The organism is Rhodococcus sp. IEGM 1302 (assembly GCF_030056935.1).
Taxonomy (GTDB): domain Bacteria; phylum Actinomycetota; class Actinomycetes; order Mycobacteriales; family Mycobacteriaceae; genus Rhodococcus_F; species Rhodococcus_F qingshengii.
The window spans coordinates 21,918-42,292 of record NZ_JASHKY010000002.1 but is presented as its reverse complement, the minus strand read 5'-3'; the positions used below and the strand labels follow the sequence as shown (position 1 = coordinate 42,292).

Below are 20,375 nucleotides of genomic sequence, written 5' to 3'. Positions count from 1 at the left end.
TTCATCAGTTTTCTCATCGTCCTGGCGATTGTCATCGGCGGGATCGTCGCCGCATGCTCCTGATCGTCATTCGTTGCACAAAATACCGACCTCCGCCGTTCCAAGGAGTACTGACATCAATGCATGGTCACCGCTATGAGTAACGGACGCAACGCCGACCCGGCCGCTGTCGCCGAAAAGAAGCGCCGCATCCACGATCCCCATGTAGCGCCGTTGAACGCGCTTGCGAATCGGATAGCCGACGCTGAAGGCCTTCCTCATGGATACGTGCCCTACGTAGATCCAGACCAGGGCGGAATCGATGCACGGGTCCTTGTCCTGCTCGATAATCCGTCCACGAAAGCCGAAGCCGGCACGGGATCTGGCCTACTCAGCCTCGACAACAACGACCGCACTGCACGTAACTGCCGCGAAGCGGGCTCACGTGCCGGCATCTCGTCCTCAGACGTCGTGCATTGGAATGTCGTCCCCTTCCCCGTTTCCGGCGTCAAGAACGGTGGTTCGACGCCCGCCGAACGCGCCCGCGGGACCCAATGGACTACCGAATTCGTGGGGTTGTGCCCAAACCTGGAGATCGTGCTGCTGCTGGGCGTCGCAGCCCGAGATGGATGGAACCGTGCAGGAATCGAACGGGACCTGTACATCATCCCGGGAAAGGTTCCACACTGCTCTGACCGGGGCTTGAACTCACCCGGAGGACGAGAGCGATTCGAAACCGCGGTCTCCGCGGTCGCCCACAGACTCGCCCCCAGAAACACGACACCGACAGGATGCATGCCCCGATGAATGACACACCGGCCGTAGAGAACTCCCTTTCCCCTGCCGTTGCCGATGGCAGTGGTCCAGGAACCGAACTCGCTATATCCGTTGAGCCCGAAGGCATTCTTGTCGCCGGAGACCCAGAGGTCGTTGCCGGGTATCTCGCACGAATGACCGATCTCGCCGGCGAAGCCCTGGACGTGTCCGGAGTCAGCAAGTCATCGATGGCCGGTGCTGCGGCCGCTGTGTTCGGCGTGCAGTCCGTTCTCGCCCAGGCCGGTCAGTTCGTGCGACTGTCCCCGGAAAGCGTTCAAGCCTTGAAAACTCACCGGGTCCTCCCTGGGGACAACGGTTTCTTCCGAATGACCGTTGTCGATCAGAGCGGGAAATTCCGGAATCAACTGCAATGGCAGAAGGTGCCTCTCGGTCCCACGCAGGCGCTGTCCCTGCAACTACTCGCCGTGCAGGTCGCACTCTCGGCCGCGATCGCGTCGGTGAACGAGTCGATCGCCCGCGTCGACGGCAAAGTCGAACAGCTACTCGTCCTTGCTCAAGCGACCCGCGTCGGAGACGTAGTCGGGCACTTCTCCACCCTCGAACGACTCGTGGCCACTCTCGACGACCACGACGCGCTTCCGACTGCGGACTGGGAATCGGTTGCCGCACTCCGTCCGGCCCTGAGCGTGACCATCGAACGCCTCCGCGAACACGTCAAGCGCACCCTCGCCGGGTTCGATCCCACGCGCCCGGTACAGGATCGGGCTGACTACCTACGCCGCGCAATCGAAGAAAATCGGCTCGGAGAATCCTTGCACCTGTTGGTGGTCAGCGAGCAGTCGCTGTATCTGTGGCAACGACTGCGGATCGCCCGCGTTCAGGCAACCGAACCGCAGCATCTGCAGACGGTGCTCGACGATTCGCGCGCCCTGCTGGCTGAGCATTTCGAACGCGACGGCCAACTCCTACTCCATGCTCGCTCGGAGCTGTCGAACTTTGCGCAGATGCGCCGACTCGATGGATTTCGTTGGGGCGCCGCCCACAACCTCACCCACGATATTGTCACGCTCAAAAGCGATCTCGACGATTTTGCGCAGGCACGCGGCAGTCAAGTCATGGGGTGGACCGAGCACGAGAGTCCTAGTGTTATCGACGCACTCGCAGAGGTGGGAAGTAGAGCTGTCGCCGCCGGCAGTGCGGCAGGAAGGGCGATCGGCTCCGGTGTGTCAGGGGTCGGTGCCGGATTCGGGCGATTGGGGCGTGGAATTGGGAATCTGGTCGGATCGCAGCAGCCGCAACCCGAGAAGATCGACCTACGTGCCACCAGCGATATCTCCACCGCCCAGCATGTCGCCGGAGCCCCGGGCGCCACGCACACACCTCCGCCGGAACAACCAGCTTCCAACGCAGTCGTCGATCCTGAAGTCACCTACGACGACGACATTCTGCAGCTCATGCTATTCGGGTATCTGCAGGTCGACCAGCAGCTGAGCTACCACGACATCGGGCGCGGGCTGAACTTCACCGCGACGGTCACACGGGACGGAGCGCTCGAGGTAAACGGAAAACGCTACGGTTCCCCGTCAGCGCCACTGACAGAACTCATGGGGCAACAGAGGCACGGCTGGAGAGACTGGCAGCTCGCCGACGGACGACAGCTTTCCCAACTGCGACGCGAGGGCCGCACCGAAATGGCCTGGTAAGCGCCACTGGCTTCCTCGGTGCGTCAGCGGGAACAATTCCACTTGCCACTCCGCGGCTACTGCCTTGTGCAAGGGTTGTCCGATGACTGACGGTGATCCGACAACTGAGCGTGGAGGTCCGGCATCCTGGTGGAAGGTGACAGCGATTGTCACCGCAGTGCTTGTCACTCTCACATGCGGCGTCATCGTGTGGTCCTTCATGCCGCCGGTTGCGTACTTTCCGTTCTTTGCGCTCGCAGCCTCAGTACTGCTCGGTTTGGGCGGAGTGTGGTTGATACTCAGCCTGATTGGCTGGATGAAGTACAAAACTCTGCGTTTGAGCACGATCGCGCCGGTGATCGTGCTCGTCACCGGTGCGCTCGTGACCTTGTCCGTCCCTTCGCATGTTGCGTTTGCATTGTCGAAAGATTCGCTCGAAGCAGTGGCCGCGGATTGCCAGAAGTCGTTGGAAAACCGAACAATTGGCGTCTACCGGGTCCTGCAGGTCTGGCCCGTCGGCAACGGGTGTCGCTTCCACATCGAGGGCGGTCTGATCGATTCGATCGGATTGGCGTACTTACCCGACGGCGCACCATATCTCGGCAAGCCCCGCCGCGACGGCGAGATCGGATACCAGGAGTTCGACGGCGACTGGTACTCGTTCGTTCAAGCGTTTTAGCGGCCCGCAACTAGTCGACGAGCTTGGCCTTCAGAAGTGCGATCGTGTCCGCAGTGAGTCCGAGACCTTCGGTGAGATAACCGTCGACGGTTCCGTAATCGCTGGCTATCTGCGCGAGTCCAGCTTCCAGGTACGAAGCGTCGACACCTAGGGCCGGTTCGAGATTGGTCGCTACCTGCGGGCTCAGGGCCTGAGAGATCTGCGCAAGGATCTTCTCGTTGGTCGCCTGAAGGTAGGTGTTGCTCAACAGATAGTCGTCCATGATCGTCTGGGCGGGGACACCGGCGATGGACTGCAGCAACATCGCGGTCCAACCCGTGCGGTCCTTGCCTGAGGTGCAATGGAACAACTGCACCCCGTCACTCGCAGCGATGTCCGAGAGGACCTGCTTGAAGCCGGCACGGCGAACGGGATCGGTGACAAAACTGCGGTTGGTGTCGACCAAGAACTGCTTGGCCTCCTCCGGCGACTTGATCGTCGTCGCGAGCTGGGTGAGATCCTTGAACTCGATGGGGATGTTCGTGTACGTCACACCGTCCGGGAGTTTGTCCGCGCCACCGATGAACGGGTTGGAGATCTCGGTTGCGCCGCGCAGGTCATAGGCGTCGGCAAGCCCGAGGCCGGTGAGTGTCGTCTTGTCTGCGTCGGTGGTAGCGGTCAGCGCATTGGACCGGTAGATGACGCCGCGCTTGAGGTGTGAGCCGTCGACGGTGGCGTATCCCCTACCGTCGTTGCCGGCAACGTCGCGAAAGTTGGCCACGGAGGCCAAATTCGGTGTCGGCGCGAGGACAGGATCGAGCGAGCCGAGATCGACCGCTCCAAGCGAGCCTGTGTTGAGAGAGCCCAGGTCGAGCGGGATTGCCGTGGCGGGAGCAGCAAACATCAGACCACCTGTAACAACTAATGCGGCGGCCTTTGCAGTGCGAGCGAACAACATTCGTGTGCGTGTGGACATGTGGCAGTGCCTTTCTCTGCAGTTTGGGATTTGTGGTGTGGTGATCTGGAGTTACGGAGCGACATCACCGATGCCGGTAAATCCGTATCGCTGGTGAGGTCCGATGACTGCTACCTCGAACAGGCCTGTCCCGGTGCGGGTTACGCCGTCCTCGACGAGGGTGAACCGAGCCAGGTTGTCGACCGGGCACAGCATCTTCTTCCACGATTCGATGTCCGAAACCTTTTCCCGCAGGCCTTGAACCACCAGTTCGCCCTGCCACATCCCGTGGCGCCAATCCTGCTCGAGTCCGTAGCCCGTGCCGACACCGATGTAGTTGGGCAGTATCGGTTCGCAGGTGATCTCCAGGATGTGGTCGGATTCGCCTGGTGCACCGGGGCGCCGGAAGTACAGAGTTCCGCTCTTCACCTCGCGAGTACCGGAAATGAACGTGAGCTGGTGGTCCGGTCGACCCAACCACTCCGGCTCGCGCGAGCGGTCCGCCCAGACGCGAGTCGCATCTTCGAGGATTCGGCGTCCCTGCTGATCTTCTTGAACGATCGTGACGATGGTGAAGTCGCCGAATTGCATGATCGAGTAAATCCAGAAGAAGTTCTGACTGCCGGCTATCGCCGGATCTGCCTTGCGTCCAGGCGGTTCCGCTTCGCCGACCGGTCGCACACCCCAGGACCGATCGCGATTACCCCGCCACGTCTCCGGGGTGACCGGGATGACGTCGCCGTCGACGGTCAGGGATCCGGACCATGTTCCGGTCTGCACGAATCGTTGCGTGTCGAAGGTGACTCGTTCGAGCTGGCGATGGAAATGTCTGGCCTCGAGATTGGCGGGGCCGTCGGACTCGAAGGTGAGGTCGAAGCTCAGGTCCGGCGCTTCGGGACTCGGGTCCAACACCACACGTAGGCGGTGCAGACCCTCGATGATTTCGATTCGCAGCGGGCCTACTGACAGGTCCATACGATCGTCACCCAAGGCTCGGGATGCCCGGAAGACAATATGGTCTTCGCCGCGCCGAAGAACCGCAAAGCCGTCGCATACACCAAGATTGGGGTACTGACCGAGACCGATGATGAGAAACAGCGGCTCGGTGTCGCCGTCGACGCCGGCATGGCAGTTGAAGTAGTAGCGGTCGTAGAAGTTTCGATCCGAGGTGCCCACGTGGCGGATGGTCTCGGCGATCTGATGTACCGGGTAGTCGTCGAGCGGGGACAGTGTCATCGTGCATCTCCTGTTGTGAGCGGGGATGTTGCGAGCGACTCCCAATAGGTGCCGTCGAGCATGGCTTCGAGTGTTTTGTGGTGCAGGATCATCTCGTCCGGGTTGTCGGGGAATTCGGCCTGACCGAAAGCCACTGCGCGGCTTTGGACTCGGAACATGATCACCGCGTGCCGCAGCGCGGCGTAAAGGATGTAGAAATCTAGATCCGCAACCTGGTGGCCGGAAAGCGAGCCGTAGGCCTCTGCCACGTCCTCGCGACGAAGGAAGTCCGGCATTCCGGGGAGTCCGGCCATGGCAGCGAGATCCTCGAAGAACCTGTGCTGGAAGATCATCCAGCCGAGGTCCAGCTCACGCGGCCCCAGTGTGGCCATCTCCCAATCGAGGACCGCCGCCGGCTCGAAGTCGCGGTAGATGACATTTCCGATCCGCGAGTCACCCCAGCAGAGCACTGCGGAACCGGAATCGACGGGAAAGTTCGCTTCGATCCAGTCGAAACCGCGCTCGATCAAAGGAGATCCTGGTCCGTCGGCTGTTGCCCACTCGTAATAGCGCCGCTGGTCCTCGAGGTGCGCGCGAAGTGCTTCTGCCCCAGTCGGTTCGGCACCATCGCGGCACAACTCGGGGAGTGCGAGGTGCGGATCGGCCATAGCGTGTAGCTCGGCGAGCACCCGGACCGATGACTGCTGGAGTCGAGAACAGTCGTCGGCCGAAGCTTCCGAGAGCCAGGATCCGAACGTGTACGGCATGACATCGGGCGGGATTTCGCCCTCACGCCGTTCCATCACGAAGAACTCGCCGCCGAGCGCGTCCGGGTTGCTCTCGGACCAGTACACCCGCGGGATCGGCACCGACGTGTGAGCGGCGACGGCGCTCATGACCCGAAACTGCTGGTCCAGGTTGTAAGACGGAAAGATCGGTACCGCACTGTCCCGCGGGGCGATACGGGCGACCAAGCGATGCTCGGCTCGAATCCCGTCCTCGATCCACGTCGCATCGAAAAGCACAGTTTCGTTGGACATGCCGTTCGCGGCCGGCACCTCGACCGAGGTCACGGAAGGTTTCGAACCTCGCCACAGCACGGTCGCGAGCCAGCCTTCGAGGCTGCGCCGCATCTCCGCCGGGTCGTTGCGGGATTCGCCGGGCCTGGCAAATTCGGCGTAGTCGGGATCTTCGCCGGAGGTTTCTGTTTCGGTTCGAAGGTTCATCACCACTCCTCGTGGTTCGGTGGCGCCGATGCGCACGTGCCGATTGTCGATACAATATGTATCGACTAAAGCCGTGACAGAATGTAACGGCCATCACAGCGATACCGCAAGGGATTTGCCCAAAATGTCCAAAGATTCCGAAACTCAGCACCGCCTGGGCCCGCAGCGAAACCCTGCAATCGACGACGCAGTACTGGACGCGACCAGGCAACTGTTGGAAGAAAAGGGGTACGCGGGCACGTCCATCGACGCCATAGCCACGCGTGCGGGAGTAGGACGTCCAGCCATCTACCGTCGGTGGCCGTCGAAGGCACACATCGTCAACGACGCGATCTACCCCGTACTCGACGTCGAACAGGGCGCGGACATCGACACCGAACTCGGCACCGAGGGCACGATCACGGATCAGATCCGCGCGCTGGTGCACGGCGCGGTTGCTCTGTTCGCAGCTCCCGCCACACGAGCCGCTGCTCCCGGATTGATGAGCGAAGTGCGAACAAACGCGGAATTACGCGACGTTCTCGTGGTGCGGCAACTGGCCGGAGTCCGCGTCGAGCTGAACCGTCGACTCGAGGCGGCGAGAGAGCGCGGCGACATCCGAAGCGGCGTCGACGCCGACGCTCTTCTCGACATCATGGCGGGCGCGGCCATCTTCGCGCTGTCGGTTCGTGACGTCTCGGACCCGGGACCGTTTGCCGATTCTCTTGCCGACATAGTGCTGAACGGCATACTCCCCGACGACAACTAGGCGCCAACCCCGCCGACTATCCTGTGGGCATGACCGAGCCTGTAGCGACCGCTGACCTTGCCGACGAGATCGGACCCGACATCCGTAGCTGCGACACGCAGTTCACCCAGTTCGGTGGACGTGAAGTGTTTGCCGGCCCCATCACCACCATCAAGTGCTTCCAGGACAACCTGCTCGTGAAGCAGACCCTCAGCGAACCGGGCAACGGCGGAGTCCTCGTCGTCGACGGTGACGCGAGCATCCACACCGCCCTGGTCGGCGACATCATTGCCGGCCGCGGCGTCGACAACGGCTGGGCCGGCGTCATCGTCAACGGAGCCGTCCGCGACTCCGCGATCCTGCGCACCCTCGACATCGGCGTCAAGGCTTTGGGCACCAACCCGCGCAAGAGCACGCAAACCGGTTCGGGCGAGAAGAACGTGCCGATCGAAATCGGCGGAGTCACCTTCAACCCCGGCGAGATCGTTTACAGCGACCAGGACGGCGTCGTCGTTCGCGAAAGCTAGTCAGAAGTCGCGGGATCAGGCGGGGGCTTCCACTTTGGCGGCCATCCCGCCGATCTCGACGACATCGCCGTCACGAAGCTGACGGCCCCGACGATCCTCGACCTCACCGTTGACCGAAACCATGCCGTCGGCGATCACTTCCTTCGCCTCCGCGCCCGATTCGATGAGGTTCGCGAGCTTGAGAAACTGACCGAGCCGAATCATTTCGTCGCGGATGGGTACTGCTGGAATGTTGTCGGTCATGTCAATCATCTTCCTCCTCCCACAAAACTGGACACGACAGACCACACTTAGCGTGAGGATCTGATCGACCGGTAGGAGAGGAAGCTCGATGGCACCATTGACCGAGGTATCGGACACCACTGCAGAGTTGGTGGAATCGCCACCCGAAAATCCGCGCCAGGCGCGTCGATTCCGCAAAGGGCGGTTCAGCCAGGTTCCCCATATCTCGGGACTGATCCTCGGAGTCTTCTCCGTACTGGTGTTCCTGTGGAGCATCTCGCCGGTACTGCGGCACATCCTCCGCGTCCCACGCGAATACATCGACAGCTACTACTTCGACGCACCGGATACGAGCCTGTCGTGGGCGCTCGTCGTCGCCCTGCTCGCCGCCGCCCTCGCGAGCCGCAAGCGCATCGCCTGGTGGCTGTTGACGATCTACCTGTCACTGATCACCCTCACCAACATCGCCTCCGCGATCGTCGACAAGAACCCGAACAACGCCGTGGCGGTTGTCGTTCTGCTTGTCGTGATCGGAATCCTCATCGCGGCGAGGCCCGAGTTCTACACACGCGTACGGCGCGGCGCCGGCTGGAAAGCACTCGGCGTGCTGATCGGCGGCATGGCTGTAGCGACCGTGATCGGTTGGGGCCTTGTCGAACTCTTCCCAGGTGACCTACCGCAGAACCAGCGATTCCTCTGGGCCCTGAACCGCGTCACCGCTGCAGCTTCGGTCGACAACGAGGTGTTCGACGGCCACCCGCGTGTCTTCGTCAACACGGTCCTCGGTCTCCTCGGTGCCATCGCGCTCCTCGCCGCCGTCATGACGCTCTTCCGCGCGCAACGCTCCAACAACGCGCTCACCGGAAACGACGAGTCCGCGATCCGCGGGTTGATCCAGAACTTCGGTGCCGACGACTCTCTCGCTTACTTCGCCACCCGCCGCGACAAGGCGGTCATCTTCGCGCCGAGCGGCAAGGCCGCGATCACGTACCGCGTCGAGATCGGCGTCTGCCTCGCCAGTGGTGATCCCATCGGTGATCCCGAAGCCTGGCCGCACGCCATCGAAGCGTGGCAGGGGCTCGCATCGCAGTACGGCTGGGCGACGGCCGTCATGGGCGCCAGCGAAACCGGGGCGACGGCATACAAGAAGGCGGGCCTGAGCGTCCTGCAGCTCGGCGACGAAGCGATCCTGCGCACCCGCGAGTTCAATCTCAACGGACGCGACATGCGCCCGGTGCGCCAGGCGGTCACCCGCGTCAGGCGTCACGGCGTCACCGTGCGGATGCGACGCCATCGCGACGTCCCGCCGGAGGACATGGCGGCCGTCATCATCCGCGCCGACGACTGGCGCGACACCGACACCGAGCGCGGCTTCTCCATGGCGCTCGGCCGACTGGGCGATCACCTCGACGGCGACTGCCTCCTCGTCGAAGCCGTCATGGGTGAAGGCACCGAGGACGAAAGCGTCGTCGGCATGCTCTCGCTCGTGCCGTGGGGACCGAACGGTGTTTCGCTCGACCTGATGCGCCGTAAGCCGACGGCGCCCAACGGTGTCGTCGAATTGATGGTCTCGGAGTTGGCCACACGTTCAGACGAGATCGGCGTCGTGCGAGTCTCGCTCAACTTCGCCGTGTTCCGCTCGGTGTTCGAGGAAGGTTCGCGCATCGGTGCGGGCCCGATCCTCCGCATCTGGCGCTCGGTGCTCGTCTTCTTCTCCCGCTGGTGGCAGCTCGAAGCGCTGTACCGCTCGAACGTGAAATACCAGCCGGATTGGGCGCCGCGCTTCCTCTGCTTCGAGGACAACCGCGAACTGCCGCGCGTCGGATTCGCGTCGGCCATCGCCGAAGGCTTTGTGGTGCTGCCCAGTTTCGGGCGCAAGTCCAGCCAGGTCGTCAAGCACACCGGTACGCATGCGGCGGTGCCGGCAGCTCTGGTGACTTCCGAAGGACTGCATGCCGACGGCAGCCCGCCGGACTCGGCGCCGACGTTCACGACCAACGGTCCGCGTCGACCCGAGCAGGTCCGCGTGCGCATGAACAAGCTCGCGCAACTGGCCGACGAAGGGATCGCCGCCTACCCCGTCGCCTATCCACCGACGCACACGATCGCGGCCGCAGCGAAGTCACCGGAGGGCACCCGCGTGCGAATCGCGGGACGCCTCCTGCGGGTCCGCGACTACGGCGGAGTGGTGTTCACGGACGTGCGCGACTGGTCCGGCGACATTCAGGTCCTGGTCGACCAGGACAACGTCGGCCGCGAGAAGCTGGCGGAGTTCGCTGCCGAGTTCGATCTCGGTGACCTGATCGAAGTCAGCGGAACCATCGGGCGCAGCCGCAAGGGCGAGCTGTCGCTCATTGCCGTCGAGTGGCGCATGAACGGCAAGTGCCTGCACCCGCTGCCGGACAAGTGGAAGGGCCTCTCGGATCCCGAGACCCGCGTCCGCCAGCGGTACCTCGACATCGCCCTCAACCCGAAGGCCCGCGAACTGCTCGAGGCCCGAAGCGCCGTCGTGAAGTCGCTGCGCGATTCACTCGGTGGTCGCGGATACCTCGAAGTCGAGACCCCGATTCTGCAGCAGGTGCATGGCGGCGCGAATGCCGCTCCGTTCCTGACACACATCAACGCGTACAACCTCGACCTCTATCTCCGCATCGCACCCGAGCTGTACCTGAAGCGGTTGTGCGTCGCCGGTATGGAGAAGGTGTTCGAGATCGGCCGCGTGTTCCGCAACGAGGGCGTCGACTTCAAACACAATCCCGAGTTCACGATCCTCGAGGCATACGAAGCCCACAGCGACTACGAGGGCATGATGCGGATGTGCCGCGAGCTGATCCAGGCGGCGGCCGTCGCAGCATTCGGTCGCGAGATCATCATGCGTCCCGGCCCGGACGGCGAACTGGTCGAGGTCGACATCTCCGGTGAGTGGCCGGTGAAGACGATGCACGGCGCCGTCGCCGAAAAACTTGGTGTCGACGTCTCCCCCGAGACAAGTCTCGAAGACCTGCAGAAGTTGTGCGACGCCAACGAGATCCCGTACCAGTCCAGCTGGGATACCGGCGCCATCGCGCAGGAAATGTACGAGCACCTGGTCGAGGACTACACGGAGTTCCCGACGTTCTACACCAACTTCCCCACCTCGATGTCGCCGCTCACCCGGCCGCACCGCAGCATCCCCGGCGTCGCCGAGAAGTGGGACCTGGTGGCGTGGGGCGTCGAACTCGGAACCGCATACAGCGAGCTGACCGACCCTGTGGATCAGCGCAACCGGCTCACCGAGCAGTCGATGCTCGCGGCCGGCGGCGACCCGGAAGCGATGGAATTGGACGAAGACTTCCTCCAAGCCCTCGAACACGCGATGCCGCCGACGGGTGGTCTCGGGATGGGCGTCGACCGAATCGTCATGCTGATCACGGGTGGCAGCATCCGCGAGACGCTGGCCTTCCCCCTCGCGAAACCGCGTCAGTAGTCCGGATTCTCGCGTGCCGGAATTGTTCCACGTGAAACCACCGGGCGAGATATTGCAGGTCGGCGAGAGCCGACTGCATGTTCTTGCCGAGGGCGACGGCCCCGTCGTCGTCCTGTGCGGCGGGCTGGCGGGCAATTGGTTCGACTGGGATGACTGCGCGCGTCATCTTCAGTCGGACCACACCGTCGTCCGCTTCGATCGCCCGGGCTTCGGGCTCAGCGAGCCGTCTTCCGAAGTTCCGACCGTCCGCGGCGAAGCTGAGCGGATCCGCGACGTGCTCGACACTCTGGGACTGAGTGGTCCGGCCGTGGTGGTCGGCCACTCCATCGCCGGCTTCTACGTCGAAGGCTTCGCGCGCCTGTTCCCCGACCGGGCGGCGGGGATGCTCCTCCTCGATTCCAGTGCCGAGAAGGAGCCGAAACGTCTGTTCCCCCGCGACCTGCTGCTGATCGCCTCCCGAGCCGCCGCGGCTTCGTTCAGCACCACCGGGCTCCAACGACTCCTCGGTACGACGACGCGCAAGATCCTCAACCAGTCCGTGCCGCCGAGCGGGTCGTCCGAAGCCACTCTCGAATGGGTCCGGAAGATCTACCGCGAGCCTCATTATCTGGAAGCGGCGATGATCGAATACGTCGCGTACACCGATATGGCGCTGGAGCTCACCGCTTTACGACGCTCGAGCAAGCATCCACTGCCCGACATCGACCTCAGCGTCGTCGCTGCACACACTGGCCACACCACTCCCTGGTCCATCGCCTGGATGGCAAAGCAGCAGAAACTCGCCACCTACCTCGGCGGGAGTTTTCACGTCCTGCGCCCGGCGCATCACCACGCGATGATCGATCAGCCCGAGGAGTTGGCGAACTTGATTCGGCGCCTCACGCAGCCGAACCGTCGGGGATGACACTTAAAGTTACAACTCGGACAGTAGCCGGATCATTGCTAGTCTCGGACAGCTTCTGCTTTCTACGACAGGCTGACCATGGACCGTTCGACACGTCGGGTGCGCTCGTGCCTGATTTTCGTGGCGATCCTCGTTGTCGCCCTGGCGGGCATCGCCGCCCGTCCGCCCGGTTTTCTGTCGACCTTCTGGCCCGCCAACGCGATCCTTCTGGGCATTCTCCTCCGTAACCCGCGCTCGTTTGCGCCGATCGGACTCGCTGTCGGCGGCGCCGCGCTGCTGACGGCGGATCTTGCGACCGGAAGCCCCGTGCAGAGGGCCTTCGAACTGAATGCGATCAATCTGGTCGGCGTCACGACAGGATTGATCGCCGCGAACTTGCTCGGCTGCTTTCCACGGCGAATCTCCGAGACGAAGTACACGGCCAGAATCTTCCTCATCTCGGTTCTGGCGTCGTTCACGGCCGGGTCCGCCAGCGCACTACGCACTCAACTCCACGAAGGAAGCGGTGCGGCAACGGAATTGGTGGGGTGGTTCTTCGCCGATCTGTGTACGTATCTGATCGTGCTGCCGATCGTTCTGTCGGCACCGACGCTCGAACACATTCGAAGAACCTGCGGGCCGTCCGTGCGGCAGAGTCTGCGCTTGAGGCGGCTCGCACAGATCCTGGCACCTCTGGCCGCTCTCCTGGCCTGTCTGCCACTCGCCCTGGAGGTCCAGGGAGCCCTTGCGCTGCTGCTGCCGATGCCGGCGCTCCTGTGGTGCGCAATGCGTGTCTCACTGTTCAGCACCTCGCTCCTGGCAGCCGGATGGAGCGCGTGGGCACTGGTCATGGCGGGTAAGGGACGTCTGGCGCTGGCAGATCCGGTGCACCTACTCAGTGAGGGGGTGACCACCCGGATCTCCGTCATCTTGATGGCACTCTCCCCCATCGCCGTAGCCGTCGCCACTGGCGCACAGCGGCGCGCTGAGCGAGAACTCCAACGCATCGCCGAATGCGACGCCCTCACCGGAACGCTGAGTCGCCACGCGTTCTGGACCCAATCGCAGGAACTCCTCGACGCCCAGCACGCGGCACAACGACCGATCGCCGTCATGATGCTCGATCTCGACCACTTCAAATCGATCAACGACAACCTCGGCCACCTCACCGGCGATTCGGTCCTCGAACAGTTCGGAAACACCCTCCTCGCCGCTACCGAAGGACTGGGACTCTCCGGCCGACTGGGTGGTGAAGAATTTGCCGTCGCCGCCGCCGACTGCACCTTCGAGGAAGCCATCCAGCTCGCGGAGCGCATCAGAGAGGCGCAAGAGGCCCACGCGCGATCCATTCGCGGTTTCGCGGGAACGGTCAGTATCGGCGTCGCCTGGGCCGATCGCGCGATGCCGGGCATGGAGACTCTGCTCGATATCGCCGACAACGCGATGTACCAGGCAAAACGCGACGGCCGAAACCTCGTGGTGGCGTTCGATCTCTACATGGCAAGGTGACGTAGGTGCAACTACTCCTGATCCGACACGCGCTCCCCGAACTGGCCGAGGTCACCGAAGGCCGCGCAGATCCCTCGCTGACCGACGAAGGTCGTGCCCAGGCACTACGGCTGCCCGCAGCACTGGCGCCGTACCGGATCACCGGGCTCTTCAGCAGCCCGCAAAAGCGCGCACTCGAGACCGCAGCCCCGGTAGCGCAGATATTGGGCCTTCCGGTCACCCAGCGCGAGGGTCTGGCGGAATACGACTACGAGCAGCCGCACTACATCCCGATGCACGAGGTCCTGGAGCGGGCGCCGGAAACCTATGCGCGAATCAAAGCCGGCTGGCTCCCCGAGTCGGTGGACGGCGACGCCTTTCGTGCGCGAGTCCTCGGTGCGATCGACGAGATCGTCGCGGCAACGGACAACGACGCCACCGTGGCGATCTTCTGCCACGGCGGCGTCGTCAACATCGTTCTGCAGGAACTGCTCGGACTGGAGCGCCCGTTGACCTTCCCGATCGAGTACGTGTCCGTCACGCGCATTCTCGTGTCGCGAAACGGAAGCCGCAGGGTCGGGTCGATCAACGAAACCGGTCACGTACGCAACATGCTTCGCGTGTAGTCACACGTTGTGGCACGCCACCTGATGGCCGCCCTCGACGAGACGCAGCTCGGGAACTTCCTCGGCGCAGAGATCAGTAGCCAGCGGGCACCGCGTGCGGAAGCGGCAGCCACTGGGCGGATTGAGCGGCGAGGGCAGTTCGATGACCTTCTGCTCGACGTTCTGCGCCGCGGTGACGGTGGCGTCGGGATCGGGAATCGACGCCAGCAGTAGCTGCGTGTACGGGTGCAGCGCGCGGTTCTGCATGTCTTCTGCGGGAACGATTTCGCAGACGCGACCCAAGTACATGATCATCACGCGGTCACTGATGTTCTTCACGACGGCCATGTTGTGCGCGATGAACAGCAAAGACAGCCCGTGACGCTTCTTCGCGTCCTCGAGCAGGTTCAGAATCTGCGCCTGCACGGACACGTCGAGGCTCGAGACCGGCTCGTCACAGATCAGGACCTTGGGGTCGAGCATCAATGCGCGGGCGATGCACACGCGCTGGCACTGACCACCCGAGAGTTCGCGTGGGGTTCGATCCCACACCATGTCCGGGTCCAGACCGACCTCGGCAAGAACCTCGCGCGCCCGAGCTTCGATGGCAGCCTTGTCTTTTCCACCCCAGATCGACGGACCCTCGGTGATGAGAGCCTTGACCTTGCGACGGGGATTCAGGGAGGAGATGGGATCCTGAAAGATCATCTGCAACTGAGTGCGGCTGCGACGCAATTCTTCCGCGCCCAGTGCCGTCATTTCCGTCTCTCCGAGGCGGATCGAGCCCGAGGTCGGTGAGGGCAACTGCATGATCGCCCGGCCCGCCGTGGACTTGCCACAGCCGGATTCACCGACCACGCCCAAGGTTTCGCCCGGAGCGACGGTGAAGCTGATCCCGGACACGGCGTGAACGGTCTGGCCCTTGCCGACGTTGAATTCGACGACCAAGTCCTCGACCGTCAGGGCCGCGTCCACCGTCTCGGACTTCCTGGTATCCACTGATGCAGTCATCAGACCATCTCCTTCACCGCGAGCGTCAGGCCCGCTGCGGTAGTGCCGGCCTTCTCGTTGGCGACCAATGCCGTTGTGCCTTCGGGGGTGTCGACCGGGTAGTGGCACGCGAACGTGTGGCTTTCGGTTGTGTTGTCCCCCGGTCCGCCGGGAGCCAGGGCCGGGTCGCCGGTCAGGCAGTCGTCCTGGGCGTACCGGCAGCGAGCGGCGAAGCGGCAACCGGTGATCGGCTTCGTCATGTCCGGGAGCCCACCCGGAATTGTTTGCAGCACTGTGTGCGTCGGTGATTCGAGTCGCGGAATCGCGGCCATCAGCGCTTCGGTGTACGGGTGGCGAGGACGAGTGAACAACTCTTCGGTTGCCGACGTTTCCACGACGGAACCGGCGTACATGACGGCGACACGGTCCGATCGCCCCGAGACCACACCGAGGTCGTGGCTGATCAGGATGACGGCCATGTTGAGCTTGTCATTCAGTGAGGCGAGCAGATCGAGAATCTGCTTCTGCACCGTCACGTCGAGAGCGGTGGTCGGCTCGTCGGCGATCAGCAGTTTCGGCTCGCAGGCCAGCGCCATCGCGATGACCACACGCTGTCGCATACCTCCCGAAAGTTCGTGGGGGTACTGGTCGAGCCGACGCTTGGGCTCGGGGATACCCACCATCGACAGGAGTTCCGCTGCGCGATCGCGCGCCGCGTCCTTCTTCAGACCCAGGTGGAACTTCAAGGATTCGGTGATGTGGGTACCGATGCGCTTGAACGGATTGAGCGAGGTCATCGGATCCTGGAAGACCATGGCGATCTCGGGTCCCCAGAAGTGCTTCATCTCCGACTTCTTCATCGTCGACATGTCGCGGCCGGCAAACGTCACCGTCCCGCTGATGTCGAGAGCCGGACCCTTCTGGAGCAGTCCCATGATGGTGCGCCCGAGAACCGACTTGCCGGAACCGGATTCACCCACGATGCCGAGAGTCTCGCCGGCGGAGACGTGGATCGAGACACCGTCGACTGCTCGCAACTGGCCACGGGGAGTGGCGAATACGGTTCTGATGTTGTCCGCCTGCAGTAGCGGAACGCCGTGCTGAGCTGAAGTGGTCACAGCTTACTCCGATACTTCTCGCCGATGAGGTTGAAGGAGAACACCGTCAGGAAGAGGAAGACGCCTGGTACCAGGACGATGAACGGATGCTTCTCCACGATCCCGCCCTGACCTTCCGCAATCATGTTGCCCCAGGTCGGATCAGGTTGTGCGATACCGAGTCCGAGGAAGCTCAGTGATGCTTCCGCGACGATCAGGCCGGAGACGGCCACCAGGCCGAGCGCGGCGACGGGAACGAGGACGTTGGGAACCAACTCGCGCCAGATGACGCGCCATTTGGTGGCGCCCATGGCTCTCGCGGCAAGCACGAACTCCCGTTGGGCGACGACGATGGTGTTTGCCCTGGCGATTCGAACCATGCTGGGAATGCAGAGAATCGACAGTGCGAGGGTGATGTTGCGCAGGTTCGACGTGAGCACCGCGGCCAGTGCGATGAGCAGCACCAGAGAAGGAATGGCCAGCAGCGAGTTGGTCAGGATTCCGACCACGGCGTCGACCTTGCCACGGAAATAGCCGGCCATGACGCCGATGGTGCCACCGATGATCATGCCGATCAGCACGGCGCAGATGGCGACAGTCAAGGAAGCGCGCGCACCGAACAGGGCGCGGGCGAGCAGGTCGAGACCGAAGTTGTTGGTACCCAACGGATGATCGGAGAGCAGGCTCGGCGATGCGAAGCCCGGCTCGGCCAAGGTCTTGACCGTGTCCTTGTACTCACCGAGCGGCAGCAGCGGCGCGAAGATCGCGGCCAGGATCAGCGCGACCAGCCAGATGCACGCCAACCAGTACGAGAGATCGAACTGACTGCCCCACTTGGACGTACCGAGTTTGCCGAGCCCCTTGAAGAGGAAAACCAGGGCAACGAGCGCGAGCACGATGCGGACGGTCATCATGATCGCTGAACCGAAGAGTGCGGTGCCGAGCAGCGCAACGCCGACCACTGTGAGAATCGATCCGATCAGGACCAGATTCTTGGGCTGTTCCAGCGTCTCGACGGGACCGGGAGCCAGCAGGACTGTCTGCTGCCGGTATGTCATCACCTCGGACGGGGCCGGCGACGGGGCCGCTCCGTCTGGCGTCACTTCAGACATGGACACGACGACTCCTCGGGTCAAGATAGGTGTACAGAACATCGATCGCACTGTTGACGAGGACGTAGATGACCGCGATCACGACCACCGCGCCGAGCAGCATCGGCGAATCACCCTGCTGCGCTGCGCGGACGATGAGCGTGCCCATTCCGGGCAGCGAGAACAGCGTCTCGACGATCACGGTGCTGCCGATCATGCCGCCGAGAGCCAGACCCATCATCGTGATGAGCGAGAACGACGACGGGCGGAGCGCGTCACTGAAAAGCACTCGCAGCGTGGGCATTCCCTTGGCCTTCGACGCGAGGATGTAATCCTCACGGAGCGTCGTCACCAGGTCGGATCGGAGAACGCGAGTGAACATCGCCATCTCGAGGAGGCTGATGGTGATCGCGGGAAGTATTGCGTGTGAGAGGTTTCCGGAGAGGCTGTCGCCGATGCGCACCCACTGTGATCGCGGGAACCAGCCGAGCCAGTTGACGGTGACCATGATCAGCAACAGACCGGCGAGGAAGCTCGGGACGGAAAGAACACCGAATGTCGCGGCGCTGATGACGCGGTCGATGACGCCGCCTTCGTGGTGCGCCGACCAGAGTGCGAGCGGAACTGCGACGACGAGTGCGATGACCAGACCCATCACTGCCAACTGAACGCTGACGGGGAGAGCGGAACTGATCGCGGTGAGGACGTCCTGCTGCGGGGGAACGAGCGAGTTGCCGAGGTCGCCCTGGAGAGCGCTGGTCAGCCAGTCCCAATAGCGAACCAGGAGTGGATCGTTGAGTCCGAGCTGCTGCCGAACTTCCTCGTACTCGGCAGGCGTTCGGCCTTCACCGAGAACGGAGACAGCGGGATCGCCGGGGATCAGTGATGCCAGCACGAAGGTTCCGAAGCTGACGATCAGGATCACAATGACGAGCTGGCCCAATTTCTTACCTATTGCGCCGATGTTCATCGATTTCGTCTCCTTCGGACAGCGAGCTCGCAATACACAGCAGTTCCTCTGATTTCATTTCTTCGTTCGCAGCCGGCCCCGATCCGCTGCAATACGGGCGCGGGGCCGGCTGTGAACTTCAGGCTCTCTAGGACTTCCAAGCTCCGTCGAAGAGCACGATTCCGTCGAGGCTCTGCTCGAGTCCGTGAACGTTCTGGTTCCACACGTCGAGTGCGGCGACGTTGCCCCACACCTGCCACGGGACGGTCTCGTTGGCGCGTTCCTGGATCTGTGCCAGGACTGCCTTCTTGTCCTCGTCGGTGGTTGCGACGCCCAACTTGTCCAAGAGAGCATCCATTTCGGCGTCGGAGTAGCCGGTCGCGTTGTTACGGCCACCGGACTTGATGCCCGTGTACAGACGCTCGTAGGGATCGGCCTCGGCGAGGCTCAGTGCTGCGGTGCTCATGTCGTAGTCGTGATCGGCGTACATCCGCTTGACCAGATCACCTGCACCGGTGACGTATTCGATCTGAGCGTCGAAGCCGACTGCGTTGAGCATCGCCTGGATGGCCAGAGCCGTTGCCTGTGCGGACGGTTCCTGGATGGAGAGGAAGGTGATCTTTCCGTCGTAGCCGTCGGCCTTGGCCTGATCGAGCAGTTCCTTCGCCTTGGCGGGATCGACGCCGATCGGTGCGACGTCGTTGTGCCAGCGCGAGGTGTCCTGGAAGATCTCCTGGCCGGGCAGTCCCTTGCCGTTGTTGACGCGGGTGTTGAGCGTCTCCGGATCGACGGCCAGCGCCATCGCCTGGCGGACACGGACATCCGAGCCCGGGCGGCCCGGGGCCATGTTCACGTTGGCGATGTAACCGAGCGACGGGATGTCGACGAAGCCGGGGTAACCCGACTCGATCAGATCCAGGATCGGGGTGAGCGTACGCATGTACGCGGCGTCGATGCCGCCCGTCTTGAGTGCTTCGGCGGTGGGCTGAGCTCCGACGATGCTGATCAGCTTGAGCTTGTCGATGTTCGGTGCGCCGTCGTAGTAGTCGGGGCGAGCAGCCAACAGCAGTTCCTCGTTGGGAGCGAACTTCTCGAGGGTGAAGGCGCCGGCGCCGATCGGGGTGAACTGGTCACCCTGCTGGGCGCTCGGGGCGACGATCATGCCGGGTCCGGTGGCGAGCATCGACTGGATGCCTGTCCACGGATCAACGAGGTTGAAGACCACGGTCGTCGCGTCGGGGGTGTCGATCGAGGCAACCTTGGAAGCCCACAGGCTCGACTGAGGTCCCTTGTTGGTGACGTAGCGGTTGATGCTGTCGGCGACGGCCTTCGAGTCGAGAGCTGTACCATCGCTGAACTTCACACCGTCGCGGAGCTTCAGCGTCCAGGTCTTGCTGTCCGAACTCGCTTCGAGCGACTGAGCGAGCTTGGGCTCGAACTTCTGCCCGATGGGGTCGTAACGCATGAGCACGTCGTAGATGGCGCTGAGCTCGCTGCCACCGGTGGCGCCGGCAACCTGAGCCTTCGCGGGATCGAGAGTCGTGACCGCCGAGTAACCGCTGAACGTCAGCGTGCCGCCCTTGGTGGGAGTGCCGGGATCAGCCTGCTCGTTGACCATGCCGATCTTCAGCGAGGAACCGGAATCAGCGGATTCGCCGCCGCCATTGCTCGAGCCGTTGTCGGCGCACGACGCCAGGAACATACTTGCGGTGATCGCCAGCGCAGCCGCAGCCAATCTGCGACTTCCGCGGCGGGAACTACGACTCATTCGAATGCCTCCAAGGCGGGGTAAGACCGTGACGTGATGTTGAACACGAAACAGTCTGTGATGGGAGGCA

At 63.1% G+C, this 20,375-nt stretch carries 18 protein-coding genes; 9 read left to right on the top strand and 9 right to left on the bottom strand.

The genetic code is table 11. The features are described 5' to 3' along the window. Nucleotides 1-135: 135 nt before the first annotated feature. The 3 genes from QM609_RS04865 to QM609_RS04855 all read left to right on the top strand — a co-directional run bounded on the left by QM609_RS04865 (nucleotide 136) and on the right by QM609_RS04855 (nucleotide 3,117). A complete protein-coding gene (locus tag QM609_RS04865) occupies nucleotides 136-786 on the top strand; it encodes a uracil-DNA glycosylase (protein ID WP_050656389.1) in 651 nt (216 codons plus the stop codon). Next, nucleotides 783-2,459, top strand: coding sequence for a restriction system modified-DNA reader domain-containing protein (locus tag QM609_RS04860; protein ID WP_187781779.1), 1,677 nt, complete (start codon nucleotides 783-785; stop codon nucleotides 2,457-2,459). The genes QM609_RS04865 and QM609_RS04860 overlap by 4 nt, the downstream gene beginning before the upstream one ends. A gap of 82 nt (nucleotides 2,460-2,541) precedes the next feature. Further along, nucleotides 2,542-3,117, top strand: coding sequence for a hypothetical protein (locus QM609_RS04855; protein ID WP_238588006.1), 576 nt, complete (start codon nucleotides 2,542-2,544; stop codon nucleotides 3,115-3,117). A 10-nt stretch (nucleotides 3,118-3,127) separates the two neighbouring features. Here QM609_RS04855 and QM609_RS04850 read toward each other — a convergent pair whose 3' ends face one another. Genes QM609_RS04850 through QM609_RS04840 form a run of 3 tightly spaced genes read right to left on the bottom strand, consistent with a single transcriptional unit; the run spans nucleotide 3,128 to nucleotide 6,492 of the window. Beyond that, the gene (locus QM609_RS04850; RefSeq protein WP_050656381.1) at nucleotides 3,128-4,072 is read right to left on the bottom strand and encodes a tyrosine-protein phosphatase; all 945 of its coding nucleotides are present in this window, start codon (nucleotides 4,070-4,072) and stop codon (nucleotides 3,128-3,130) included. Nucleotides 4,073-4,123: 51 nt separating this feature from the next. After that, nucleotides 4,124-5,287, bottom strand: coding sequence for an Rv3169 family protein (locus QM609_RS04845; RefSeq protein ID WP_003943541.1), 1,164 nt, complete (start codon nucleotides 5,285-5,287; stop codon nucleotides 4,124-4,126). After that, nucleotides 5,284-6,492 (bottom strand): phosphotransferase family protein, encoded by a 1,209-nt coding sequence (locus tag QM609_RS04840; RefSeq protein WP_050656388.1) that lies wholly within the window; start codon nucleotides 6,490-6,492, stop codon nucleotides 5,284-5,286. The genes QM609_RS04845 and QM609_RS04840 overlap by 4 nt, the downstream gene beginning before the upstream one ends. A 124-nt stretch (nucleotides 6,493-6,616) precedes the next feature. On the opposite strand from QM609_RS04840, the gene QM609_RS04835 reads away from it, so the two are divergent. Both QM609_RS04835 and rraA read left to right on the top strand, forming a co-directional pair. Continuing rightward, on the top strand, nucleotides 6,617-7,240 hold the full coding sequence (locus tag QM609_RS04835) for a TetR/AcrR family transcriptional regulator (protein ID WP_003943532.1): 624 nt from the start codon (nucleotides 6,617-6,619) through the stop codon (nucleotides 7,238-7,240). 29 nt (nucleotides 7,241-7,269) lie between these two features. Beyond that, entirely contained in the window at nucleotides 7,270-7,746 is a 477-nt protein-coding gene (rraA, locus tag QM609_RS04830; RefSeq protein WP_003943552.1) for a ribonuclease E activity regulator RraA, read from the top strand. A gap of 15 nt (nucleotides 7,747-7,761) precedes the next feature. Here the strand turns inward: rraA and QM609_RS04825 are convergent, their stop codons facing one another. Continuing rightward, entirely contained in the window at nucleotides 7,762-7,989 is a 228-nt protein-coding gene (locus QM609_RS04825) for an RNA-binding S4 domain-containing protein (protein ID WP_003943569.1), read from the bottom strand. Nucleotides 7,990-8,077: 88 nt separating this feature from the next. Between QM609_RS04825 and lysX the strand changes: the two genes are divergently transcribed. The 4 genes from lysX (at nucleotide 8,078) to QM609_RS04805 (ending at nucleotide 14,431) form a co-directional block, all read left to right on the top strand. After that, nucleotides 8,078-11,434 (top strand): bifunctional lysylphosphatidylglycerol synthetase/lysine--tRNA ligase LysX, encoded by a 3,357-nt coding sequence (gene lysX / locus QM609_RS04820; protein ID WP_050656380.1) that lies wholly within the window; start codon nucleotides 8,078-8,080, stop codon nucleotides 11,432-11,434. A 13-nt stretch (nucleotides 11,435-11,447) separates the two neighbouring features. Continuing rightward, a complete protein-coding gene (locus tag QM609_RS04815; RefSeq protein WP_082239123.1) occupies nucleotides 11,448-12,338 on the top strand; it encodes an alpha/beta fold hydrolase in 891 nt (296 codons plus the stop codon). Nucleotides 12,339-12,416: 78 nt separating this feature from the next. After that, a complete protein-coding gene (locus tag QM609_RS04810) occupies nucleotides 12,417-13,826 on the top strand; it encodes a GGDEF domain-containing protein (RefSeq protein ID WP_003943555.1) in 1,410 nt (469 codons plus the stop codon). 5 nt (nucleotides 13,827-13,831) lie between these two features. Next, nucleotides 13,832-14,431 (top strand): histidine phosphatase family protein, encoded by a 600-nt coding sequence (locus QM609_RS04805; RefSeq protein ID WP_003943544.1) that lies wholly within the window; start codon nucleotides 13,832-13,834, stop codon nucleotides 14,429-14,431. On the opposite strand, the gene QM609_RS04800 is transcribed toward QM609_RS04805, so the two are convergent. From QM609_RS04800 to QM609_RS04780, 5 genes are all read right to left on the bottom strand, one after another. Continuing rightward, complete coding sequence (locus QM609_RS04800) at nucleotides 14,432-15,421, bottom strand: ABC transporter ATP-binding protein (RefSeq protein WP_050656379.1); 990 nt, start codon at nucleotides 15,419-15,421, stop codon at nucleotides 14,432-14,434. Beyond that, nucleotides 15,421-16,518 carry an ABC transporter ATP-binding protein gene (locus tag QM609_RS04795; RefSeq protein ID WP_021342346.1) on the bottom strand — a complete coding sequence of 366 codons (1,098 nt, stop codon included), beginning with the start codon at nucleotides 16,516-16,518 and terminating at the stop codon, nucleotides 15,421-15,423. Before QM609_RS04795 ends, QM609_RS04800 begins: the two co-directional genes overlap by 1 nt. Further along, the gene (locus tag QM609_RS04790; RefSeq protein WP_007735813.1) at nucleotides 16,515-17,609 is read right to left on the bottom strand and encodes an ABC transporter permease; all 1,095 of its coding nucleotides are present in this window, start codon (nucleotides 17,607-17,609) and stop codon (nucleotides 16,515-16,517) included. The genes QM609_RS04795 and QM609_RS04790 overlap by 4 nt, the downstream gene beginning before the upstream one ends. Beyond that, nucleotides 17,602-18,558: an ABC transporter permease gene (locus QM609_RS04785; RefSeq protein WP_003943571.1), complete on the bottom strand. Its 957-nt coding sequence runs from the start codon at nucleotides 18,556-18,558 to the stop codon at nucleotides 17,602-17,604. Before QM609_RS04785 ends, QM609_RS04790 begins: the two co-directional genes overlap by 8 nt. A gap of 127 nt (nucleotides 18,559-18,685) precedes the next feature. After that, nucleotides 18,686-20,305, bottom strand: coding sequence for an ABC transporter substrate-binding protein (locus tag QM609_RS04780; RefSeq protein WP_003943605.1), 1,620 nt, complete (start codon nucleotides 20,303-20,305; stop codon nucleotides 18,686-18,688). Between the last annotated feature and the right edge of the window lie 70 nt (nucleotides 20,306-20,375).

Coding starts and splice junctions, on each gene's coding strand:
- QM609_RS04865 (WP_050656389.1), top strand. CDS start 136: ATGAGTAACGGACGCAACGCCGACCCGGCCGCTGTCGCCGAAAAGAAG.
- QM609_RS04860 (WP_187781779.1), top strand. CDS start 783: ATGAATGACACACCGGCCGTAGAGAACTCCCTTTCCCCTGCCGTTGCC.
- QM609_RS04855 (WP_238588006.1), top strand. CDS start 2,542: ATGACTGACGGTGATCCGACAACTGAGCGTGGAGGTCCGGCATCCTGG.
- QM609_RS04850 (WP_050656381.1), bottom strand. CDS start 4,072: ATGTCCACACGCACACGAATGTTGTTCGCTCGCACTGCAAAGGCCGCC.
- QM609_RS04845 (WP_003943541.1), bottom strand. CDS start 5,287: ATGACACTGTCCCCGCTCGACGACTACCCGGTACATCAGATCGCCGAG.
- QM609_RS04840 (WP_050656388.1), bottom strand. CDS start 6,492: ATGAACCTTCGAACCGAAACAGAAACCTCCGGCGAAGATCCCGACTAC.
- QM609_RS04835 (WP_003943532.1), top strand. CDS start 6,617: ATGTCCAAAGATTCCGAAACTCAGCACCGCCTGGGCCCGCAGCGAAAC.
- rraA (WP_003943552.1), top strand. CDS start 7,270: ATGACCGAGCCTGTAGCGACCGCTGACCTTGCCGACGAGATCGGACCC.
- QM609_RS04825 (WP_003943569.1), bottom strand. CDS start 7,989: ATGACCGACAACATTCCAGCAGTACCCATCCGCGACGAAATGATTCGG.
- lysX (WP_050656380.1), top strand. CDS start 8,078: ATGGCACCATTGACCGAGGTATCGGACACCACTGCAGAGTTGGTGGAA.
- QM609_RS04810 (WP_003943555.1), top strand. CDS start 12,417: ATGGACCGTTCGACACGTCGGGTGCGCTCGTGCCTGATTTTCGTGGCG.
- QM609_RS04800 (WP_050656379.1), bottom strand. CDS start 15,421: ATGACTGCATCAGTGGATACCAGGAAGTCCGAGACGGTGGACGCGGCC.
- QM609_RS04790 (WP_007735813.1), bottom strand. CDS start 17,609: ATGTCTGAAGTGACGCCAGACGGAGCGGCCCCGTCGCCGGCCCCGTCC.
- QM609_RS04785 (WP_003943571.1), bottom strand. CDS start 18,558: ATGAACATCGGCGCAATAGGTAAGAAATTGGGCCAGCTCGTCATTGTG.
- QM609_RS04780 (WP_003943605.1), bottom strand. CDS start 20,305: ATGAGTCGTAGTTCCCGCCGCGGAAGTCGCAGATTGGCTGCGGCTGCG.